Raw genomic sequence first — 16,200 nt, 5'->3', positions numbered from 1 at the left:
CCATGAGATGACTAGCTGCGGTGCATCATCATGCATTCCAAAAACCCGGGCCGACGGGCACAATTCCGCACTGATCGACGATTCAGACTGGAGCATGATGGAATCGAGTGCAGACCAACGGGTCCGACGCCTGCAGGCAAGTGGCGAGCGTGGGCTTTTGCGGGGCAGTCGCAAAGGCCTTGAGAAGGAAAGCCTGCGCGTTACGCCCCAGGGGCATATTGCTGCTACACCGCATCCTCGCGGGCTCGGCTCCGCCTTATGTCATCCAGAGATCACGACCGACTACTCCGAGGCGCTGCTCGAGTTCGTAACGCCGGCGTTCAAGGACGGGACAGAGGCACTGGAACGCCTCCGGGACCTTCATCAGTACACCTACGGGCAGATTGGCGATGAACTGCTCTGGGCCACGAGCATGCCGTGCATCGTCGGCGGTGATCAGAGCATTCCCATCGCCGAATACGGTGAATCCAACATCGGATGGATGAAACACATCTACCGACGCGGACTTGACTGGCGCTATGGCCGTGCCATGCAGGCCATTGCCGGCATCCACTTCAACTACTCGTTCAGTGAAGCATTCCTGCACGCCGTCCAGCACCGCGAGGGCGACACACGGGCCTTTGCTGAATTCCGCTCGGATTTCTACTTCCGGCTCATCCGTAATTTCCAGCGCTACGGGTGGTTGGTTCCGTATTTGATGGGTGCCTCGCCCGCGATCTGTAAATCATTCACCGGCGGTCAAAACCTCGACTTCGAGACGTTCTCTGAGAACACCTTCTACGCACCCTATGGCACCTCGCTGCGCATGAGCGATATCGGCTACAAAAACAACGCGCAGGCGGGCCTTGATATCAGCTATAACGATCTCGCCTCCTATGTCAGCAGCCTGCGCGCCGCCATCCGCACACCCGACCCGGAGTATGCGCGCATCGGGACGCAGGTGAACGGAGAATGGCGCCAACTCAACACCAATACGCTGCAGATTGAGAACGAGTACTACAGCTTCGTGCGCCCGAAAGCCGCAGCAATGGAGGGTGAACAACCCACGTGCGCGCTCCACCGAGCCGGCGTCGAATACGTCGAGATCCGCGCACTCGATCTGAACCCGTTCGATCCGATCGGGATTAGCGAAGAGCAGATTGTCTTCCTCGAGACACTGCTGCTGTTTTGTCTGCTGGAGGATAGTCCACCCATTGATGCCGCCGAGCAGAAACACATCAATGCCAACCAAGGCCTTGTGGCCCGGGAGGGCCGCGATCCAAACCTGACGCTCTACCAGTCCAACGGTGAGCGCGTCCCGATTCGGGAGTGGGCCGATCAGCTGTTTACCCAGATGGCCGGGCCCGCCGAGCTGCTGGATGAAATCCATGATGACGCCCGCTATCAGGCAGTACTCACCCGCTATCACACGATGGTCAGAGATGCGGATCAGACACCCTCGGCCCGCATGCTCGAGCAGATGCGTGCGCGGCATGAGGAGTTTGTGCACTTTGGCCTGCGGGTCTCTGGCCAGCACGCCGAGACCATGCGTCATGCACCAATGAGCGAGGCCACGCAGACACGTCTGGCTCGCGAGGCAGCACAGTCACTCGACGCGCAAACTGAGCTGGAGGCCAAGCCAGCGCCGACCTTCGATGCGTATCTCGCGGATTATTTTCGCCAGGAGCCGACTGACGGTAGTTGATTGAGGCCCTCCTGACCGCTTCACTAAGCCCCTTATTCAAGGGGTCTAAGGTCATGGATGGGGCTTCAGCCGCTTTCACAATCGTTAATTTCACTGCGGCGGCCTTGGCCGCGCTCGGTCTGGTGAACGCGCTTTTATCAGGCCGCAAGGCTCAACGGTTCTCAACGCATCAACGCATTCCTCCCGCCTGGAACCGGTGGCAGCACCAGCGGCGTCGAAAGGCCTTCATTCGTCAGTTCCCTGATGCGCTACAGGCCCTTGCCAGCGGCCTCCGCGCCGGTAGCAATCTCAGCCGTGGCCTGGAGTCCATTGCGCGACATCAACCTGCTCCCGTTGCGGATGAGTTCGCACACCTGATCCATCGTCAGCGCCTGGGTGAACCGATCGAGCGATCACTGGACGATTTACATGCACGCATCCCAACCGAGGAGGTGGCCCTACTGCGCAGCGCTATCACCGTGTCACAGCAGGTCGGTGGCGACCTCGCCGGCACCCTGGATGAGCTGGTCAGCACGCTACGCGAGCGTGCCGCTGTGGAAGAACGTGTGCAGGCACTCACCGCGATGGGGCGGATGCAGGGCCGAGTGATGACGCTTCTGCCATTTGCCATTGCGGCGATGCTTTACGTTCAACAGCCCACGCTCATGAGCCGACTGTTTACCGAGCCAATGGGGCTGGCGGTGGTCGCGCTGGCAGGCATCATGATGGGCCTGGCCGCATGGTCCATTCGACGGATCGTCAGCATTGATATCTGAGATCGAAGGCCTCGCGGTGCCTGCATTGCTCGGCCTTGCTAGCGCCGGGGCGTTAACGGGGCTGGTCGAGCTCGCCCGCCATCCGGCGCGCGATAAAACGGACCGCTGGCGTGACCCTGCGCCCCGCTTGTTCCGACTATTGCTGCCAACGGCACGTCAAATTGCGCTGTGGCTAACCCTCTCCGCACAGCAACAGGGTCGACTCCAGCAACGCCTCGACTGCGCCGGCGTTGGGTACGCCATCCTACCCGGTGAGCTGGTCGCACTCCGCGCGCTCACAGGGCTCGGCGCGATGCTGATGGCCGCTAGTGTGCTCCTTCTCCTCGCTGGCGCACTCATCAAAACCGTCTCCGTTTCTATTATCGCGGCATTCCTCGGAGCAGCTTACCCGGATCTGTGGCTGTTCGAACAACGCAAGCGACGACAGCGATCGATCGAACGCCATTTTCCGGGTTTGCTTGAACTGCTCGCACTCACCGTGCGCGCCGGCATGGGGTTTGGAACGGCATTGGCCCAGACTGGCGAGCACTTGCCAAATGGCCCACTAAAGGTGGAGTGCCAGCGTCTCAATCGGGAAATTCGCACAGGATTCAGTCGCCAGGATGCGCTCGCCGGGCTTGCCGCGCGCACCCAACTTCGCTGTGTAAAAAGTTTTGTCGGCGCAGTGATTCAGGCAGATGAGACCGGTGCGGCAATCAGTCCCGTCCTGGCCGATCAGGCTCGACAGGGTCGCCGGGAGAGGTTTGCCGCTGCCGAGAAGAAGGCCAATGAGGCACCCGTGAGGATGCTTTTACCCCTGGTAGCGCTGCTCTTCCCGGTGACATTTCTGATCATCGGATTTCCCATTGCACTGCAATTCATGGATAGCGGGCTTTGATGAACACCTGGCACCTCCATTCCACAGGTCCGGACGAATGGGTCATCACGGCCCATATCGCACACGGATTTTTCGCCCACCTGATCGGCTTGCTGGGTTCACACTCACCCCCGAAGCCAGGGTGTGGGTTAATGCTGACGACCCGCAGCGCCCTACACACCTTCGGCATGCGCTTTCCAATCGATATCGTGTATTTCGACGAACAACTCCAGGTGATTGCCTGTCGCTGCCACGTGCCGCCGTGGCGTCTGGTCAGAACACCTCGCGGTACCCGTTTCTGTCTTGAAATGATGGCGGGTGCAAGCCAGCGCATCCGGCCTGGCACCCGCTTTACCCGGGAGTTGTTATGCGCGGCATGAGCACTCTCTCAAAGCCGATCGTCGGCCTCATTCTCGGGATGGTGTTGATGGGCTGTGCCACGCACTCGGCTAATCAACCTACAGGACGCACGCCAGCGCTGATCCAACAACTCGACGGTGCTGCCGCAGCGCTGCGCGCGGGTGAGATCGAAAAAGCCGAACGGCTTTACATGTCCATTGCCACGGACTATCCAGAGATCGCGGTGGCACATCTGCAACTGGGCAACATGGCTTACCAGTCAAACCGCTCAGAGGCGGCCCAACAGCACTTTAAAACAGCCCTTGAGCGCGAGCCTGGCCACGTGCTCGCCACCTACAACCTGGCAATGGTGCACCTTCAGTCCGCCCGTGAATTGCTGGCCGATCACGAAGCGCTAGCGCCAGTGACGGCGGCTCGGCCTGGCCTCGTTGCGATACGTCAGGCCTTAGAGGGTTTGAACAGCCCTGCTCCGCATCAGGATCACTGACTTTGGGGGGTATTTTGAGCGGGGTGCTCGGCGTGCTCGCCTTGCCGCCGTTCCAGATAGATGGCCTTGCACTGGTCTGGCTGACGCCTTGGTTCATTGGTCTTCGCCGCGGAAGCACAGCCCCATGGCTCCAGAGCACGCCCGTTGTCCTGACCCCTGTGATCTGGTCGCTGGGTGACGCGCTTATCCGCGAACCTGTGCCCTCCCTGGCACTGCTCTTAGCCCTGGCGACGAGCGTTGCCATTGCCACCACACTGGTCAACCCGTGCGCGGTGCGACTGGGCGCATTGCGCGTTGTCTTAGGCGGCTGGCTTTTTGTCGCAGGGCTAGCGGCAGCCCGCGAGATCGGCGCACCGCTCTCACTAGCGCTATTGGCGATGCCCGCTGCGTGGGCAACGGCGGCCGTTGCGGCCTTTGGCGTTGTGGGCGTCGATCTGCTCATCGTCACGCTGCAGGCGCTTACCGCGATTGGCCTCACTGAGACTTTCCGCTGTCGGGCCATGCCGCGCGGCCTAACGCTGGTCACCACAGTCCATCTCGCTGTGCTTTTGACCCCTGGCATCGCAATGACCAAGCCTACGCAGTCAGGTGTCGAAACCCGATCAATCGCGGCTATACAAACTGCGACACACCCAGTCACTCGCGACTTCATGCTTGGCGATCACGTGCTCGAGCAGTGGCAAGCAAGACAAGAGCACCTCCGCAAGCAAGCCCGAGCGCTGGATGCAGATTGGTGGGTGTGGCCCGAGGCTGCCATACCGGGGTATCTCAATGCGCGGGCGGCGGTCCGGGCACCCGACGGATCGGCACAGATTACGCATGGGTACAGCTATAGAGCGCCCGGTGAGTTACAAAGCGTCGCGATCGTTAGCCGGGGCGACAACCCCACCGTGCATATCCGCAAGCGTGACCCACTGCCCGGCGCCGAGCACTATCTGGCTGCCACGCCGGCGTCACCACTGGTGGCGGAGATCGATGGCATCCGGGTCGGCGTCCTGATCTGCTCAGATGCACTCAATCAACGCGCCGTTGACCAGGCACTGACTGAGGGTGCGCAGGTCCTCATCAGCCCACTTAACAGCGCCTACATCGCCAACCAACGCCTGGCCCGGGTTCACCAGGACATGGCCCACTTACAAGCCGCTCGCACCGGATTATTCATGCTGCTGGTCGGTAATGGTGGGCCCACGGCGCTGCTCTCGCCAGATGGGCCTGCCCGCACGCTGCTGCCTTTTTACAAGCCGGGGGTTGCACGGGTTGAAATGCCCATTGCCCAGCAAACACAACCGAATCCTCACGCGCCCTGGATCATCGCGGGAACCCTTTGTATCGGCGCGGCGATGACCACGAAAGTCCGTCGTTCACCGCGTCAAACCAAGCCAGTGACCAAGCGATGGGCCACAGCGGCAGGACTGGTCATTCTCCTTGCGGTATTAACGCGAATCAGCTCAGACGACACGCCCCCTTCGCCAACGCTCGGGGTCCGCTTTGCGGCCGTCATGCCCACTACCGGCGCAAGCCACCAAGGGGCGATCGCCCTGATCGCCCGGGCGTTTGGCCATCCTCTGCACTGGTCCGACATCCCTTATGACGCCGAAGCCGCCATGCGCTGGCTCTGTCAGACGGTCGGTGTTCAACCCAGCCGCGATGCTGACGCAGGCGCTCCGGGCTACGGAATCCTCCCTGCGGGCCCGGCGTTGCTCGCGGTACGTTACGAGTCAAACACTGGAGCTACCGCCTACGATCCGCGCACTGGGCGCTTCAGCAGCGCGAAGGACGCCGCCAGCCAGATCCTTTGGTTGCGTACCGTTCAGTCCACAAAAGAATGCCGCTGACCGGCCAAATGCCCATGACGGACGAGTGGTACTGGGCGCCATTTGAGCCAGGCCCTAGCCTTCCAGATAACACCACTGTCAGGAGGGCATCATGCGCAATTTGATTCAATCCCGGCGGCGTCAGGCCGGCCAGGGAATGTCCGAGTACATCATCATTACCGCCCTCGTCGCCGTCGCGGGCATCGGCATTTTTTCGGCCTTCGGCGACACCATCGCAAATCAAGCGGCCGCCATGGCCCGGGAGATGGCAGGTCAGGATGGCAGCAGCCAGGTCGAGCAGGCAGACAGTGACTCTCAGCGGGCCGCTGACCGTGCGGGTCAGGAGACCACGCTTCAGAACTACGATGCGCAAAACTGATCCTTGTCGAGGTCAGGTGCTTCCCGTCCTTCTGGCCATTATCTTGGTGATCACCACCGTGATCGCCCTCACGCAGCGTACGACCCAGGCGCTGGGCACAGAGACGACGCTGGTCAATGCCGCGGACGCGGCCGCCTACAGTGGCGCGGTATGGACTGCGAGACGGCTGAATCTCATGGCCTATACCAACCGGGCGATGATTGCGAACCACATCGCCGTTGGCCATCTGGTGGCCTATATCAGCTGGCTTCGCTACGTCGATCAGGCCGTCGACCGGATTAGCCGATTTGCCCGCTACATTCCCTATATTGGGGCTGCCGTGGAGAGCGGGCGCCGGACCGTCCGAGGCGCCCGTACCGCCATGGAGAAAACCAGCGGCGGTTTGATTAAGGGCCTGGACGCCCTCACCGATTTAATGTCTGCCGCCCAGCTCGACATGCGTCGCGAAATCATGCCGTGGCACCTCAACGCGGTCATGCAGGGGGTCGTTGAGGAGACGGACGACGCATTCAAGGTCAATGACCTCAAGGCGGCTGGCGCCATTCCAGCCCCCTACGGCGCGGGTCTCCAGGGGCTGCTGGCGAGTTGGTGGGCCACTTCCGTCAGGCGCATTGAAACCGGTCGACCCAGCCGGAACAACGACGCATTCAACCACCTGCTCGCCAGCACAATTGACGAGGACAGGCAACTGTCTCGATGGCTGCGCGGTCGCATCAGTTCGCGCACGTCGCGCTATGGCACCGGGGGGCGAACGTGGTCAGAAAGCCTCTTCAACGTCGTTCGATTCCGCAAACAAGGCCCAACTAACCAGGCGCCTTTACCCTCGGCCGGTGGCTGGCAGTCTGCCGATCGGCTTCAGGTGAGCTTTTTCGATCTGGGGAAACTGCGTTGGCGTAGCTGGGGAACCGTCGCCTCCGGGCAGGCTAGCGCGGATGCCCTCGCTGGTGATTATCGCGGCATTAAGCGCTACCAGACCCTCAGAAACGCGACGAAATCGCCCTATCAATTTCTTATACCGGCCGTCGTGACGACAGGCGCTGACCGTGAGCAAGACGCGGGCCTCCATGCTCACCTCAGCACGGGAGAGGTTGCCTATCGACTGCCAAGCAGCTGCCGTAATGACCGACACTGCCCATCCCGGACTGCGCCCGCAACGCTTTTCAATCCGTACTGGGAAGCGCGACTCGCACCGGTTTCGCTGAAGGACTTCTCATGAGCGCGACCAGTGAGACGGTTATCGGGATGCTCGTGCTCGTGCCAGCTTTCATGGCGGTCGATTATCTTGGCCGCCTCGCGGATATCGAGCGAGCAACCATCATGGGCGCGCGCTATGCCGCCTGGGAGCATGCGACGGGCACCCCAAGCCGTGAAGTTGTGCAGGATCGTATCCATGGCAGTGACCATGCCGGGCTTATCTCAGCCCGCGCGATCGCAGATGCCGGGGTGAGCACCAATCCAATGCACCAGGCGCTCAATGGCCACCTCATCGACCCGGATGACGAAATGGCCATCAGCACACGACGCCCTGCGTCGTCATCAGACCTACCCGGAACGGGACCGGGTTCGGCGGCGATTGCGCATGGCCGATACGTGCCCGGAGCCGTGCGCATCGGGGGGCTATCTGGCCAGATGCTCAACCTTCCCGAGGCGCCACTGAGCGTGCATCGACATCGCGTCACCGTGAACGGTCTGCCACTTGAATCTGATGAGGCAGATGACGTTAGCCCTATCACCCTCAGTGCAACGCATGGACGCCTTGAGAGGGATTGGCAGGCCCATTCGGATCGGGAGTTTCAGCGCCGCACCGAAGAGATTGTTGCCAGTGAACCCATATCCCTACTGACCCGCCCAGCCCCCTTACTGGGCCGGTTCCCCATTTTCAAGGAAGGCCGATATGCCCGAACAACCGACTTCATTCCGCCCTCACGTGTCCTCTCGCGCCCGCGCTAGGCGCTGGCAGGCCCCAGTGTTCGCTGTCCTGCTATTGGCTGGCCTCACGGGGCAGACAGCAGGGGCGTCCGGTCAATGCGATGGGCTGCTCAATCGCGCGGATTTACCAGCGGGCGCAAAAGTCGTGACCCGCCAGGACAATATGCAGTTCAACGGCCTCGACTTCTGCATGCTCGTCTACCAGACCCAACTCTCGCCGAGCGAAGTCTATGCACATTACGAGCAATTATGGGACCAGCGGCCCGGTGACTTACACCCCGATGCTGGCGAGGACGGGGATAAGCGGCTCATGCTGATCCGCGACCGCAATAGCCGATCGGTTCAAGCCACGGCGCATGCAGATGGCAGCACCGTAGAGCTTGGGGTGATCTGGTCGCCGGACGCGAACTCGTCACCAAGCGACACCGAACAGGCCCGTATTCAGGGATTCGACGTAAAAACAGACATTCAAGATGAAGACGGCCGCCTGGTTAACCTGAAAGCCAACATGCCAGTCACGGAGGCCGCTCGCGCCCTGATTGACCATTTCACCGCCACCGGCTGGGCCCTTGAGCGTCACACGCCAGCGACGGAGCAGCCGGGGCGGATCGAGATGCGGCGCCATGGCGCACTTCTGGATATTCGCCTCGTCTCAAACCCGCCGACCACAACGGCGGCTATTACCTTTCTTGAGGCGCCAGGACGGCGATGAGCGCCAGCGAATATCTCGCAATTGGCGTTGGCCTGCTCGCCGTCTGGCAGGGCGTCGAGCGTGTTCTTGAGTGGCTGACGATCCGCGAAGGTCGACTGCTCTGGACGTTTTCCCTTCCCTTCTAACCGGATATCCGCATGCAACCCGCAATCCGAGGCTTTCTTCTTCTTGCTGGCGCTGGGGTGGCTGGCACATTGGGTGTCGTCCTGGGTGACCGCCAACTGGAGCGCCGCACCGCAGAAATCGAAGCAGCGCTCCAATCAGAGCATGCGACTCAGCCCGCGATCGTGGCGAGTCGAGACCTTACCGCCGGCGATAGGCTCGAGAGCGGCAACGTGTCGCTACGAGAGATACCCTTGACCTACTTGCCCACCACATCACTCGTCGAGGCGGACTGGTCATCGTACGCCGACGCCGAGCTCCGAGAATCGGTGGCGGCGGGCCGCCCTATCACCCCCAGTCAGCTGCGCCGGGATGAAAGCGTCCGCCTCGCAGAGCTCCTGGAGACCGGTGATCGCGCCATATCGCTGCCCTTAATGGGCGCTTCCTCACTGTCCGGCTTTTTATACCCTGCCGACCGCATTGATTTGATGCTGACCTATCGGGACGAAGGTAGCCGCCGGACCGTACCACTGCTCAACGACATCCCAGTGCTGGCCGTCGGTTCCGATCTGCTAGAGACCACCCAGGCCACAGCCGTGTCCGACCGTGATATCACGCTTGCCGTCTCACCAATCGAGGCCGCTACGATTACGCAGGCCCAGGCTATGGGCGAGATCGCCGTTGCTCTGCGCGGTGAGCTCGACGACCTGCCGGTAGATGACTTCTTAATTGACGCCCAACACCTTCAGCTGACGCAAAAACAAGCCCCTGCGCAGCAGAACACGGTCGAGGTAATCGTTGGTGATCGGCAATGACATTCCGTCATTTGCAAACTGCACTGCCCCTCATGCTGTGTCTATTCCTGATGACCCACCCAGTCACCAGCGCGGGCACAGATCCAGAAGCGATTCGGATTGAAGTCGGCCACTCCGCTATCCTTGCCGTGCCGGGTATCAAGCGCGTCGCAATCGCTAGCAGTCGGATCGCCGAAGTCGAGGTTGTCGAGCCAGCTGATGAGCTGGTTATCTTCGCCCGTCGAGCTGGCACGACCGATTTACGCGTCTGGCGTGATAACGGCTCGAGCGGACGTTATCGGATCCATGTTCGGGCGCCCGCGCAGTCAGTGCCGAGCGAGCAAATTGAACACCTGGCGTACCGAGTGGATGGTGTCCGCCTTGAGCGGTTCAACGAGGAATACCTCCTGACCGGCCAACCGACCAATGAGACGGCACAGCGTCGACTCAAGGCACTCACTGAAGCCTATCCCATGGTTCGCGATTTCACGGATGCCAGCGCGCCGCCGGCAGTCGACACCGTGCGCCTTCAGGCCCGCTTTGTAGAACTCAGTCAATCCAGCCTGCGCCAGATCGGCTTTAACTGGAACAATCGCTCGCCGGCAATCAGCTTCGCCTACGCCTCTGATCTGTATACCAACGATGTCTTTCGAGGTGGGCTCGGCGACTTCCTGCCCGATGGGCAGCTACCGCTCGACATCGGCCAGAGCAACACCTACCTCGGCGTGGGCGCCAGTCTAAGCGCCATGATCGATCTGCTCGGCGAGCAGGGTGAAGCACAAGTTATTGCTGAGCCCATGCTCTCCACGCTGAGCGGCGCAAGTGCAGAGTTTCAGGCCGGTGGTGAGGTCCCTATACCCATTCAAGGAGACGATGGCGCCACCACGGTGAGCTTCCGAGACTACGGGATCCTGCTGCGCGTTGAGCCATTCGTCACGGCGGATCGCGAAATCCAGACCCGGGTCGAGGTCGAAGTCAGCAATGTCGACGAGTCAATTAGCGTCCTGGGTATCCCGGGCTTTGCTGTGCGCAATGCCGCGACAGAAATGCGCGGGCGCAGCGGCGAGACACTGTTAATCGCTGGACTGATTGATGGGCAGCAGTCGGAGGCAGTAAGCCAACTCCCCGGGCTGGGGGATCTACCCATCCTCGGCACCTTGTTTAAATCGCGCCGCTTTCAGCGCGATGAGACCGAGCTGGTCGTCCTGATTACGCCTTACATAGAAGGCGAGACGGACACACCAACAGCCAGTAAGGCATCTCTAACCAAACCGAGTAACCCAAGACCATCGGATAACTCCGATTCGAGACTCCCACTGGAGGGATTTCCACCATGACAGGTCTGCAGCTGAGTTACCCCACACGGCAAGGCCTAGGCACGCTAAGCCTCGAGGCTGGCGAGCGATACATCATCGGTCGAGGAAGACACTGTGCCGTGCGACTTGATGGATCAAGCGTCGCCCGCCGTCACGCTGAGTTGATCGTAACCCACGATGCCGTATGGATTAGAACCCTCGGCTCGCGACTCTTTGTGGTCTTCAATGGCGCGTCTGTCCGCGAAGCCGGTCCACTCAATAACGGTGACGACATTCTGATTGGCGGGGAGAAACTGGCGGTATTGTCTGAACCCGAGACGTCCTCCTCACCCATCATCACATCAAAGCCGGTGGCACGCGCTCCACAGCCCGAGGCGCTGGAGACGACCCCCGTGGCCCTCTCCCCCGAGCTCGCCCGGCGTTTTCAGGAGGCGATTAGTCAGCGACTCGATCTCTATCACCGTGAGGCACTTCAGAATATGTCAGCGACTGAGCTGCGCGAGAAGGCCGAGGCAAGCGCATGGGCAATACTGGAAAACGGAGAAATCACATTACCAGCGGGCACGGATCAGGGCAGCCTCGTCGCTGTCGTGACGGCTGAAGCGGTAGGCCTTGGGCCGCTGGAGCACCTGATGGCTGATCCACACGTCACCGAGATCATGGTCAACGGACATGAATGCATTTATGTGGAGCGACACGGACAACTTCAGCGCACTGACGCCCGCTTCAGCTCGGAGACCTCGTTGAGAAGCACATTGGAGCGCATCGTTTCGCCACTCGGCCGGCGCATTGATGAGGGCGCGCCTTTTGTGGACGCCCGGCTACCCGATGGATCGCGCGTGAACGCCATCATCCCGCCGCTCTCTTTAACCGGGCCTTCACTCACTATTCGCCGTTTTCCCGATCAGCACCTTACCCTGGAGGATTTGGTCGGGTTCGAGGCGCTGAGCCCGGCGATGGCCGACTTTCTTACTAACTGCATCGAGCACCGCCAGAACATTCTCGTGGCGGGTGGCACGGGCACCGGCAAGACCACGGTACTGAATGCCCTCTCGCGGCATATCAGCGATCAGGAGCGAATCATCACCATTGAGGACTCGGCAGAACTCCGGCTTCAGCAGACGCACGTCGTCTCACTTGAGGCCCGCCCCGCCAATATTGAAGGCAGCGGTGCGATTTCCATACGGGAGTTGGTGCGCAATGCCCTGCGCATGCGACCCGACCGAATCCTCGTCGGCGAATGCCGCGGTGGCGAAGCGCTCGATATGCTTCAGGCCATGAACACCGGTCATGATGGATCACTCACGACAGCGCATGCGAATACCCCGCGCGACGCGGTCGCACGATTGGAAGTGATGACGTTAATGGCTGGATTCGAGCTTCCGTTACGCGCCATCCGTGAGCAGATCAGTGCCGCCGTGGACATCATCGTTCAGCTGACAAGATTCGCGGATGGATCGCGCCGCATCACGGCTATAACGGAGGTCGACGGGATGGAAGCCGACCGAATCCTGTTAAACGAACTGTTCGTCTTCCAGCGCAATGCCAGTCACGGCAGCCGGGCGCAGGGACAGCACCGGGCGACCGGACAGATTCCGCAGTTTATTCAGGCCCTTCAGGCGGAAGGCCAGCCAGTCGATCTCTCCGGGTTCCAAACGCACCCGACTGGCCACTCACATCAACCCGAGCTGCAAGCGGGCGCTTTCTGACATGCGCTCCTGTGTCCATGGCGGATCCCAGGTGAGCTCCACCTCGGCGGCTTCTACCCCACTCACTTGCTCCACCGCCGCTTTCACCATGATCGGCATTTGCCCGGCCACGGGGCAGGCTGGGGACGTCAGCGTCATGGTGACGTCCACAAAGCCATCCTCGTCGACATCGATGGCATAGATCAGGCCCAGCTCATAGATATCCACAGGGATTTCCGGGTCGTAGACGCTGCGCAGCGCGGCGACGATCTCGCCCTGCATCGTCTCAACGGATGGACGTTCACTCATGCGCAAGTGCCGCCTCCAGGGTATGCCAGGGCAGCGTGGCGCATTTCACCCGCATCGGATACGCACGCACACCGGCGAGAACCGAAAGCTTGCCCAGGCTGGGATCCGGCTCGATGGATTCGTCGGTTACCACAGCGTGAAACGACTCAAACAGGGCCCGAGCCGATTCGATGCTCTGGCCCTTGAGTGCCTCGGTCATGATGGAAGTCGATGCCATGGAGATTGCGCAGCCATCACCGGTAAAACCAATATCTTCAATTCGGCCGTCGGAATCGACACGCAGTTCCAGATGGAGCTGATCACCGCAAAGCGGGTTATGCCCATCGGCACTGTGGCTGTGAGGCTGGACAGCATGGAAATTACGCGGGTGCTTGTTGTGATCCAGGATGACGGCCTGGTAGAGCGCGCGCGGATCCGCCATGGCTAGGCAAGAAACTCCTTCACGCGCTTGAGCCCACTGACCAGCGCCTCGACATCCTCGAAGTCGTTATACACGCCAAAAGAGGCTCGCACCGTCGCCGGCACGCCAAAGCGTTCCATCAGCGGCTGCGTGCAGTGGTGCCCCACCCGCACGGCAACGCCGTCCATGTCCAGAATGGTGCCGACATCATGAGGATGGGCGCCCTCCAGCACGAACGAAATCACCGCTGCCTTGCCCGGCGCCGTGCCAATAATCCGCAGGCCATCGATGGTCTTGAGTCGGTCGCTGGCATAGTGCAACAGCGCCTGTTCATGCGCGGAGATGCGCTCACGACCGATCTCCATCATGTACTCAAGGCCGCGACCCAACCCGATCACGCCGGCGATATTGGGTGTGCCCGCTTCAAATTTGGCAGGCGGCGGGGCGTACTCGGTTTTCTCGAAAGACACCGTCCGAATCATGTCGCCACCGCCCTGATAAGGCGGCATGGCCTCCAAATGCTCGAGCTTGCCCCAGAGAACCCCGGCACCGCTCGGACCGTATGTCTTATGGGCGGAAAATGTATAGAAATCCGCTCCAAGGGACTGAATATCCACTGGCATATGGGGCGCTGACTGCGCACCATCCACCATCACCGGGATCGCCTTGTCCCGAGCGATCGCAATAATGTCTTCGACGGGATTCACGGTACCGAGCGTGTTCGAGATATGCACCACGCTTATGAACTTTGTGCGCTCGGACACGCGGGCGCGGAAAGCCTCCATGTCAAGGCGGCCATCATCCAGAATCGGCGCGACCACGAGCTCTGCGCCCGTGGCCTCAGCGATCATCTGCCAGGGCACGATGTTCGCGTGATGCTCCATCTCCGTGATCAGAATCTCGTCCCCAGGGCTCAATCTCGGGCGCACGAAAGACTGCGCGACAAGATTGACGCCTTCGGTGGCCCCCCGCACGAAAACGACTTCGCGCTCGTCTGGCGCATTCAAAAAGCGCTGGACGATGCCACGAACATTTTCATAGGCCTGCGTGGAGCGCTGTGAAAGCTGATAAACACCGCGGTGGATATTGGCGTAGTACTGCTCATAGCAGGCGCGCTCAGCGTCGATAACGACCTGTGGCTTCTGGGCACTGGCGGCACTGTCCAGGAACGCCAGCCGCTTGCCGTTCATCGGCTGCTGCAAGACCGGAAAGTCGCTACGAACATCCAGAAGGTCGTTCGCGCCCGCGATCACCGCATTGTCGGTCGCCTTTACACTCAAAGAATATCCCCGATATCCGCGTCTTCAACATTTAGACGCCGCATCAGTACGCGTCGGACGTGATCGCGCACACCACTGACCCGGAACATATCTACAATCTCGCCGGCGAATGCCAGCGTGAGCATGCCTTTGGCACCCTCTGCGCTAATGCCGCGGGTGCGCAGATAAAACAGGGCTTCCTCATCCAGCTCGCCGACCGTGGAGCCATGGGTGCACTTCACGTCATCGGCAAAGATCTCGAGCCGCGGATTGGAATGCGCCAGGGCCCGCTTGCCCAGGATCAGATTCCGATTTTCCTGGACGGCGTCAGTCTTCTGAGCGCCCTCAAACACCTTGACGAGGCCATCGAACACCGTCTCGGAGCGGCCCTGCAGCATGCCTTTGAAGCGCTGACGGCTGTAGCAGTTATCCACCCGATGGTTAAACCAGGTATGGAAATCGGTGAACTGCCGGCCTTCTGTGAGATAAATGCCGTTGCAGTCGATCTCGCCACCCTGTCCTTCCAGATCAGCGATGAGATCGAGCCGCGCAAGACGCCCGCCATCTCCGACAAACGCACCGCGCAATGACGCATCTCGCTGCGAAGCCAGATTAACGGTTCCAATGTTGAGCGTAGCAATGCCATCTTCCTGAAGCCGGCTGTAGTCGAGCACGGTATTGTTACCCGCCGACAGCTCACTGACCGGGCACACCAGAGCGCCGGTCTGGGCATCCCCAATAAACCGCTCAACGACTCGGACCTCTGCGCCATCTTCCGCCTCAACCAGGAGACGCGGATACACGGCATGGCGATCCGCCTCCGCCGTAATAATGTGCGTCACGGCAATGGGCTTTTCGATTAGTGCCCCACGGGCTACATGCACGTAGGCCCCGTCCATGAAAAACGCGGTGTTCAAGGCGGCAAACGGATGCCAGTCAATGTCTGCGCGTGCGCCAAGCGCTGAGAGCATACGCTCTGGCGCCGTGTCGCCGTACTCGCTAAGGGGCGTGACCGTTAGCCCAGGGGCAAGGTCGCTGAGATCCGAAAGATCCGCCGCAAAATGCCCATCAACGAACACCAGCCGATGACTATCGCCCAGATCGTCCAGGCGCTCGATAAGCGCTGGCGGTGTCGCGCCCTGTGACTCGGCGACGGGAAAGTGCGCTTCGGTCACCGGCCGGAGGTTTGTCTTGCGCCACGCCTCTTCCCGCGGCCCAGGGAAACCTCGGTCCTCGAAAGCCCGCATACCCCGCTCGTGAAGTGCGCTCAGCCAGCTCGGGCCACTGGGCCCGTTTGCTTCAAACGCTTCAAGGTAAGCGCTCTTCTCCTGTGCGACTGCTTGCATTGATTCCACT

General features: G+C 60.8%; 18 protein-coding genes. 14 read left to right on the top strand and 4 right to left on the bottom strand.

Translation table 11 applies throughout. From position 1 onward, the window contains the following. Nucleotides 1–97 precede the first annotated feature (97 nt). The 14 genes from gshA to SPISAL_RS03720 all read left to right on the top strand — a co-directional run bounded on the left by gshA (nucleotide 98) and on the right by SPISAL_RS03720 (nucleotide 12,897). On the top strand, nucleotides 98–1,684 hold the full coding sequence (gene gshA, locus SPISAL_RS03785) for a glutamate--cysteine ligase (RefSeq protein WP_016353143.1): 1,587 nt from the start codon (nucleotides 98–100) through the stop codon (nucleotides 1,682–1,684). 53 nt (nucleotides 1,685–1,737) lie between these two features. Beyond that, nucleotides 1,738–2,439: a type II secretion system F family protein gene (locus tag SPISAL_RS03780; protein WP_016353142.1), complete on the top strand. Its 702-nt coding sequence runs from the start codon at nucleotides 1,738–1,740 to the stop codon at nucleotides 2,437–2,439. Beyond that, nucleotides 2,429–3,316: a type II secretion system F family protein gene (locus SPISAL_RS03775; RefSeq protein ID WP_016353141.1), complete on the top strand. Its 888-nt coding sequence runs from the start codon at nucleotides 2,429–2,431 to the stop codon at nucleotides 3,314–3,316. The genes SPISAL_RS03780 and SPISAL_RS03775 overlap by 11 nt, the downstream gene beginning before the upstream one ends. After that, complete coding sequence (locus SPISAL_RS03770; protein ID WP_016353140.1) at nucleotides 3,316–3,675, top strand: DUF192 domain-containing protein; 360 nt, start codon at nucleotides 3,316–3,318, stop codon at nucleotides 3,673–3,675. Before SPISAL_RS03775 ends, SPISAL_RS03770 begins: the two co-directional genes overlap by 1 nt. Continuing rightward, entirely contained in the window at nucleotides 3,672–4,142 is a 471-nt protein-coding gene (locus SPISAL_RS03765) for a hypothetical protein (protein WP_144060378.1), read from the top strand. The genes SPISAL_RS03770 and SPISAL_RS03765 overlap by 4 nt, the downstream gene beginning before the upstream one ends. A gap of 14 nt (nucleotides 4,143–4,156) precedes the next feature. Further along, on the top strand, nucleotides 4,157–5,977 hold the full coding sequence (locus SPISAL_RS03760; RefSeq protein ID WP_144060377.1) for a hypothetical protein: 1,821 nt from the start codon (nucleotides 4,157–4,159) through the stop codon (nucleotides 5,975–5,977). Nucleotides 5,978–6,068: 91 nt separating this feature from the next. Next, nucleotides 6,069–6,335 carry a Flp family type IVb pilin gene (locus SPISAL_RS03755; RefSeq protein WP_016353137.1) on the top strand — a complete coding sequence of 89 codons (267 nt, stop codon included), beginning with the start codon at nucleotides 6,069–6,071 and terminating at the stop codon, nucleotides 6,333–6,335. Nucleotides 6,336–6,351: 16 nt separating this feature from the next. Then, on the top strand, nucleotides 6,352–7,551 hold the full coding sequence (locus SPISAL_RS03750; RefSeq protein WP_187287977.1) for a hypothetical protein: 1,200 nt from the start codon (nucleotides 6,352–6,354) through the stop codon (nucleotides 7,549–7,551). Next, on the top strand, nucleotides 7,548–8,285 hold the full coding sequence (locus SPISAL_RS03745) for a hypothetical protein (RefSeq protein WP_016353135.1): 738 nt from the start codon (nucleotides 7,548–7,550) through the stop codon (nucleotides 8,283–8,285). The genes SPISAL_RS03750 and SPISAL_RS03745 overlap by 4 nt, the downstream gene beginning before the upstream one ends. Before the next feature lie 16 nt (nucleotides 8,286–8,301). After that, nucleotides 8,302–8,976, top strand: a complete 675-nt coding sequence (locus SPISAL_RS03740; protein WP_016353134.1) for a hypothetical protein — start codon at nucleotides 8,302–8,304, stop codon at nucleotides 8,974–8,976. Further along, entirely contained in the window at nucleotides 8,973–9,101 is a 129-nt protein-coding gene (locus tag SPISAL_RS09020; RefSeq protein WP_261318328.1) for a hypothetical protein, read from the top strand. Before SPISAL_RS03740 ends, SPISAL_RS09020 begins: the two co-directional genes overlap by 4 nt. 12 nt (nucleotides 9,102–9,113) lie before the next feature. Beyond that, on the top strand, nucleotides 9,114–9,893 hold the full coding sequence (gene cpaB, locus SPISAL_RS03730; RefSeq protein ID WP_016353133.1) for a Flp pilus assembly protein CpaB: 780 nt from the start codon (nucleotides 9,114–9,116) through the stop codon (nucleotides 9,891–9,893). Next, nucleotides 9,890–11,209: a type II and III secretion system protein family protein gene (locus SPISAL_RS03725; RefSeq protein WP_016353132.1), complete on the top strand. Its 1,320-nt coding sequence runs from the start codon at nucleotides 9,890–9,892 to the stop codon at nucleotides 11,207–11,209. The genes cpaB and SPISAL_RS03725 overlap by 4 nt, the downstream gene beginning before the upstream one ends. After that, on the top strand, nucleotides 11,206–12,897 hold the full coding sequence (locus SPISAL_RS03720; protein WP_016353131.1) for a TadA family conjugal transfer-associated ATPase: 1,692 nt from the start codon (nucleotides 11,206–11,208) through the stop codon (nucleotides 12,895–12,897). Before SPISAL_RS03725 ends, SPISAL_RS03720 begins: the two co-directional genes overlap by 4 nt. On the opposite strand, the gene SPISAL_RS03715 is transcribed toward SPISAL_RS03720, so the two are convergent. From SPISAL_RS03715 to sufD, 4 genes are read right to left on the bottom strand one after another with little or no spacing between them, the layout of a single operon-like run. Further along, entirely contained in the window at nucleotides 12,862–13,185 is a 324-nt protein-coding gene (locus SPISAL_RS03715) for an SUF system Fe-S cluster assembly protein (RefSeq protein WP_016353130.1), read from the bottom strand. The two genes, SPISAL_RS03720 and SPISAL_RS03715, sit on opposite strands and share 36 nt — an antisense overlap. Further along, on the bottom strand, nucleotides 13,178–13,606 hold the full coding sequence (gene sufU / locus SPISAL_RS03710) for a Fe-S cluster assembly sulfur transfer protein SufU (RefSeq protein WP_016353129.1): 429 nt from the start codon (nucleotides 13,604–13,606) through the stop codon (nucleotides 13,178–13,180). Before sufU ends, SPISAL_RS03715 begins: the two co-directional genes overlap by 8 nt. 2 nt (nucleotides 13,607–13,608) lie before the next feature. Beyond that, complete coding sequence (locus tag SPISAL_RS03705) at nucleotides 13,609–14,865, bottom strand: cysteine desulfurase (protein WP_016353128.1); 1,257 nt, start codon at nucleotides 14,863–14,865, stop codon at nucleotides 13,609–13,611. Continuing rightward, nucleotides 14,862–16,190 (bottom strand): Fe-S cluster assembly protein SufD, encoded by a 1,329-nt coding sequence (gene sufD, locus SPISAL_RS03700; protein WP_016353127.1) that lies wholly within the window; start codon nucleotides 16,188–16,190, stop codon nucleotides 14,862–14,864. Before sufD ends, SPISAL_RS03705 begins: the two co-directional genes overlap by 4 nt. Between the last annotated feature and the right edge of the window lie 10 nt (nucleotides 16,191–16,200).

Origin of the sequence: Spiribacter salinus M19-40 (assembly GCF_000319575.2) — a bacterium.
GTDB classification, from domain to species: domain Bacteria; phylum Pseudomonadota; class Gammaproteobacteria; order Nitrococcales; family Nitrococcaceae; genus Spiribacter; species Spiribacter salinus.
The sequence above is the reverse complement of the archived record's forward strand: the minus strand, read 5'-3'. Positions and strand labels throughout refer to the sequence as shown.

Excerpts from the sequence above, each read along its gene's own strand:
- gshA (WP_016353143.1), top strand. The coding sequence starts at position 98 with ATGGAATCGAGTGCAGACCAACGGGTCCGACGCCTGCAGGCAAGTGGC.
- SPISAL_RS03780 (WP_016353142.1), top strand. The coding sequence starts at position 1,738 with ATGGATGGGGCTTCAGCCGCTTTCACAATCGTTAATTTCACTGCGGCG.
- SPISAL_RS03770 (WP_016353140.1), top strand. The coding sequence starts at position 3,316 with ATGAACACCTGGCACCTCCATTCCACAGGTCCGGACGAATGGGTCATC.
- SPISAL_RS03765 (WP_144060378.1), top strand. The coding sequence starts at position 3,672 with ATGAGCACTCTCTCAAAGCCGATCGTCGGCCTCATTCTCGGGATGGTG.
- SPISAL_RS03755 (WP_016353137.1), top strand. The coding sequence starts at position 6,069 with ATGCGCAATTTGATTCAATCCCGGCGGCGTCAGGCCGGCCAGGGAATG.
- SPISAL_RS03745 (WP_016353135.1), top strand. The coding sequence starts at position 7,548 with ATGAGCGCGACCAGTGAGACGGTTATCGGGATGCTCGTGCTCGTGCCA.
- SPISAL_RS09020 (WP_261318328.1), top strand. The coding sequence starts at position 8,973 with ATGAGCGCCAGCGAATATCTCGCAATTGGCGTTGGCCTGCTCGCCGTC.
- cpaB (WP_016353133.1), top strand. The coding sequence starts at position 9,114 with ATGCAACCCGCAATCCGAGGCTTTCTTCTTCTTGCTGGCGCTGGGGTG.
- SPISAL_RS03725 (WP_016353132.1), top strand. The coding sequence starts at position 9,890 with ATGACATTCCGTCATTTGCAAACTGCACTGCCCCTCATGCTGTGTCTA.
- SPISAL_RS03720 (WP_016353131.1), top strand. The coding sequence starts at position 11,206 with ATGACAGGTCTGCAGCTGAGTTACCCCACACGGCAAGGCCTAGGCACG.
- SPISAL_RS03715 (WP_016353130.1), bottom strand. The coding sequence starts at position 13,185 with ATGAGTGAACGTCCATCCGTTGAGACGATGCAGGGCGAGATCGTCGCC.
- sufU (WP_016353129.1), bottom strand. The coding sequence starts at position 13,606 with ATGGCGGATCCGCGCGCGCTCTACCAGGCCGTCATCCTGGATCACAAC.
- sufD (WP_016353127.1), bottom strand. The coding sequence starts at position 16,190 with ATGCAAGCAGTCGCACAGGAGAAGAGCGCTTACCTTGAAGCGTTTGAA.